This is a genomic window from Pseudonocardia pini (assembly GCF_013870575.1).
GTDB lineage: Bacteria > Actinomycetota > Actinomycetes > Mycobacteriales > Pseudonocardiaceae > Pseudonocardia > Pseudonocardia pini.
Genome location: NZ_JACBXB010000546.1, coordinates 1 through 3,828, shown reverse-complemented (window position 1 = coordinate 3,828; position 3,828 = coordinate 1). Strand labels below are relative to the sequence as shown.

Below are 3,828 nucleotides of genomic sequence, written 5' to 3'. Positions count from 1 at the left end.
GCCGCGCGTGGGGGCGGGCCGCTCGCCACGCCGCAGCGCCTCGACCAGCTCGACCGCCGACGCCGTGGTCTGGTTGTCGTAGTACTCGTAGTTGACCTGGATCACCGGGCCGAGGTCGCAGGCCGCGAGGCACTCGGCGTGCTCCAGGGTCAGCGACCCGGGGGTGCCGGGCTCGCCCACGGTCTCCTCGTGGCCGACACCCAGCCGCGTGGTCAGCTCCTGGTAGATGGCGTCTCCGCCAAGGGCCGCGCACAGCGTGTTCGTGCACACGCTGACCAGGTGCTCGCCGCACGGGGTGCGCTTGTACATCGTGTAGAAGGTCGCCACCGCGCTGACCTCGGCGGTGGTGAGCTCCAGCAGCTCGGCGCAGAACCGGATCCCCGCCTGGCTCACGTAGCCCTCGACCGACTGCACGAGGTGCAGCAGCGGGAGCAGCGCCGACCGCTCCACCGGGTAGCGCGCGATGATCTCCTTCGCGCGCTGCCGGGTGAGCTCGTCGAAGGTCGGCGAGACCGGCGACGGCTCGGGCCGGGCCTGCCAGGTCCGCTCGGCGGGGAGCGCGGGGCCGGGCCGCTTCTCGGGGGTTCCCTCGGGCAGGCTCACCGGTCCACCCCTCCCATCACGGGGTCGATGCTCGCGACGGCGGCGATGACGTCGGCGACCATGCCGCCCTCGCTCATCGCCGGCATGCACTGCAGGTTGACGAAGCTGGGGTCCCGGACGTGGACGCGCACCGGACGCGTGCCGCCGTCGGACACCAGGTGGTAGCCCAGCTCGCCGCGCGGGGACTCGACGGCCGAGTAGACCTGCCCCGGCGGGACGTGGAAGCCCTCGGTGACCAGCTTGAAGTGGTGGATCAGCGACTCCATGGACTGCCCCATGATCTTGCGGACGTGCTCGAGGGAGTTGCCCATCCCGTCGCTGCCGATCGACAGCTGCGCGGGCCACGCGACCTTGCGGTCCGCCACCATCACCGGGCCGGGCTCGATCTTGTCCACGGCCTGCTCGATGATCTTCAGCGACTCGTGCATCTCGGCGACGCGCAGCCGGTAACGCGCGTAGCAGTCGCCCTCCGTCGCCGTGGGGACGTCGAAGTCGAACTCCTCGTAGCAGGAGTACGGCTCGACCTTGCGCTGGTCCCAGGCCAGGCCCGCGGACCGCAGGATCGGCCCGGTGGCGCCGAGCGCCAGGCAGCCGTCGACGGGCAGGTAGCCGACGCCCTCGAGGCGCTGCTTCCAGATCGGCTGGCCGGTGAGCAGCTTGTCGTAGTCCGGCAGCCGCGAGCGCATCAGCGTGACGAACTCGGTGACCTTCGCCGCCCAGTCCTCCGGGAGGTCCTGCGCGAGCCCGCCGGGCCGGATGAACGCGTGGTTCATCCGCAGGCCCGTCAGGTACTCGAGGAGGTGGAGCACCTCCTCGCGCTCGCGGAACCCGGCCGTCATGCCGGTGAGCGCGCCGAGCTCCATGCCGCCGGTCGCCAGGCACACCAGGTGCGAGCCGATCCGGTTGATCTCCATCAGCATCACGCGCATGAGCTGCGCGCGCCGCGGCACCTCGATGCCGAGCAGCTTCTCCACGCCGAGGCAGTAGGCGGCCTCGTTGAACAGCGGCGCCAGGTAGTCCATCCGCGTCACGAACGTGACGCCCTGGGTCCAGTTCCGGTACTCGCAGTTCTTCTCGATGCCGGTGTGCAGGTAGCCGATCACCGAGCGGGCCTGGGTGACGGTCTCGCCCTCCAGCTCCAGCACCAACCGCAGCACCCCGTGGGTCGACGGGTGCTGGGGGCCCATGTTGATCACGATGCGGTCGTCGTGCTCGTCGGTGGACACGCTGTCCATCAACGAGTCCCAGTCGCCGCCGGTGACCGTGTAGACGGTGCCCTCGGTCGTCTCGCGGGGTTCGGCGGAGTACGGGTCGGTCGTGCTCACGAGTAGGCCCTCCGCTCGTCGGGCGGAGGTATCTCCGCGCCCTTGTACTCCACGGGGATCCCGCCCAGCGGGTAGTCCTTGCGCTGCGGGTGACCGGCCCAGTCGTCCGGCATGAGGATCCGGGTCAGCGCCGGGTGCCCGTCGAAGATCACCCCGAACATGTCCCAGGTCTCGCGCTCGTGCCAGTCCGCCGTGGGGTAGATCGACACGACGCTCGGCAGGTGCGGGTCGGCCGGGTCCAGGGCGACCTCGAGCCGGATCCGCCGCCGCCAGGTCATCGACAGCAGGTGGTAGACGACGTGCAACGGCTGGTGGACCGCTGCCCCGTCGGGTGCGGTGTAGTCCACACCGGACACCCCGGACAGCAGCTCGAACCGCAGCTCCGGCTCGTCCCGCAGGGCGCGGCAGACCTCGGCGATCCGCTCGCGCTCCACGTAGAAGGTGATCTCGCCGCGGTCGATCGTGATCTGCCGGACCGCGCTGCGGGCCACCCCGCGGCGGTCGAGGGACTCGGCCAGCTCGTCGGCCAGCTCGTCGAACCAGCCGCCGTAGGGCCGTTCCGCCGGGGCGGGCGCGTAGCCGGGCAGCTTCAGCCCGCCGAAGCCGGAGGTGTCGCCGCTGCCCCGCACGCCGAACATGCCGGAGCGCTCGCGGGTCGGCGAGAGCCGGGTGCCGCCTTCGGGGGTCTCGGCGGTCTGCTCGACCTCGCCCGACTCGGGGGCCTCGCCGCCCGCCGCACGCTGCTCCTCGACGGCGGGGCCGCTCGCCTCGGCGCTCGACTGCTCGCCGCCCGTCGGCTCCTCGCGGTCCTTGCTGGTCGCCATCAGGCCTGCTCCGCCTTGTCCTTCGGGGCGTACTTGATCGACGACGGGATCATCGGGGTCTTGTACCCGCTCGCGGCCAGCGCCGCGGCCCGCTTGGTGCCCAGCGGCTCGTCCATGATCTTCGCGTGGATCTTGAGGATCGCGTCCATGAGCATCTCCGGCCGCGGCGGGCAGCCCGGCAGGTACATGTCCACCGGCACCACGTGGTCCACGCCCTGGACGATCGCGTAGTTGTTGAACATGCCGCCGGAGCTGGCGCACACGCCCATCGCGAGCACCCAGCGCGGCTCGGGCATCTGGTCGTAGATCTGCCGCAGGACCGGGGCCATCTTGTTGCTCACCCGGCCCGCCACGATCATCAGGTCGGCCTGCCGCGGCGAGGCCCGGAAGACCTCCATGCCGAAGCGGGCCAGGTCGTAGCGGGGCGCGCCGGTGGTCATCATCTCGATCGCGCAGCAGGCCAGCCCGAAGGTGGCGGGCCAGAGCGAGGACTTGCGGGTCCAGTTGACCAGCTTCTCCACGCTGGTCAGCAGGACCCCGGACGGCAGGTGTTCCTCGAGTCCCATGTCAGTTCCAATCCAGTCCGCCGCGCCGCCAGACGTACGCGTAGGCGAAGCCGACCGTGATGACGAACAGAATGATCTCCACCAGGCCGAACAGCCCCAGGGCGTCCGCGCTGACCGCGAACGGGTAGAGGAAGACCATCTCGATGTCGAAGAGGATGAACAGCATCGCCGTGAGGTAGTAGGCGACCGGCATCCGGCCGCCGCCCACGACGGGCTTCGGCGAGGGCTCGATCCCGCACTCGTAGGAGTCCAGCTTGGCCCGGTTGTACCGACGCGGGCCGATGTAGGGCGCCGCCGTGACGGAGAACAGCGCGAACGCGCCCGCCAGGATGGCCATGAACAGAAGCGCCAGGTAGGGATCGAGCATCGTGCACCTTCGTTGTCTGCACTGCTACGGGACGTACGTCGTGTGACCTGTGTGACCTGCGTCGGACCCTACGTGTGCGGGGTCACGTGACGGTGTTGCTCGCGGTGTCGACCACCGAGACGTCGTTCGAGCCGTTGTTGGTC

The 3,828-nt window shown here is 70.4% G+C and carries 5 protein-coding genes; all 5 read right to left on the bottom strand.

What is annotated here, in order from left to right; genetic code table 11:
* Positions 1-603, bottom strand: a 603-nt coding sequence (gene nuoE / locus H5J29_RS24400) for an NADH-quinone oxidoreductase subunit NuoE (protein WP_181783368.1), incomplete at its 3' end; no start/stop codon positions are given.
* The gene (locus H5J29_RS24395; RefSeq protein WP_181783367.1) at positions 600-1,928 is read right to left on the bottom strand and encodes an NADH-quinone oxidoreductase subunit D; all 1,329 of its coding nucleotides are present in this window, start codon (positions 1,926-1,928) and stop codon (positions 600-602) included. The genes H5J29_RS24395 and nuoE, both read right to left, overlap by 4 nt.
* The gene (locus H5J29_RS24390) at positions 1,925-2,752 is read right to left on the bottom strand and encodes an NADH-quinone oxidoreductase subunit C (protein WP_181783366.1); all 828 of its coding nucleotides are present in this window, start codon (positions 2,750-2,752) and stop codon (positions 1,925-1,927) included. Before H5J29_RS24390 ends, H5J29_RS24395 begins: the two co-directional genes overlap by 4 nt.
* Positions 2,752-3,318, bottom strand: coding sequence for a NuoB/complex I 20 kDa subunit family protein (locus H5J29_RS24385; protein ID WP_181783365.1), 567 nt, complete (start codon positions 3,316-3,318; stop codon positions 2,752-2,754). The genes H5J29_RS24390 and H5J29_RS24385 overlap by 1 nt, the downstream gene beginning before the upstream one ends.
* Position 3,319: 1 nt before the next feature.
* A complete protein-coding gene (locus H5J29_RS24380) occupies positions 3,320-3,685 on the bottom strand; it encodes an NADH-quinone oxidoreductase subunit A (RefSeq protein WP_181783364.1) in 366 nt (121 codons plus the stop codon).
* Positions 3,686-3,828: the final 143 nt, after the last annotated feature.

What these genes read in the sequence shown, in the direction of transcription:
- H5J29_RS24390 (WP_181783366.1), bottom strand. Translation starts at nt 2,752, where the DNA reads ATGGCGACCAGCAAGGACCGCGAGGAGCCGACGGGCGGCGAGCAGTCG.
- H5J29_RS24385 (WP_181783365.1), bottom strand. Translation starts at nt 3,318, where the DNA reads ATGGGACTCGAGGAACACCTGCCGTCCGGGGTCCTGCTGACCAGCGTG.
- H5J29_RS24380 (WP_181783364.1), bottom strand. Translation starts at nt 3,685, where the DNA reads ATGCTCGATCCCTACCTGGCGCTTCTGTTCATGGCCATCCTGGCGGGC.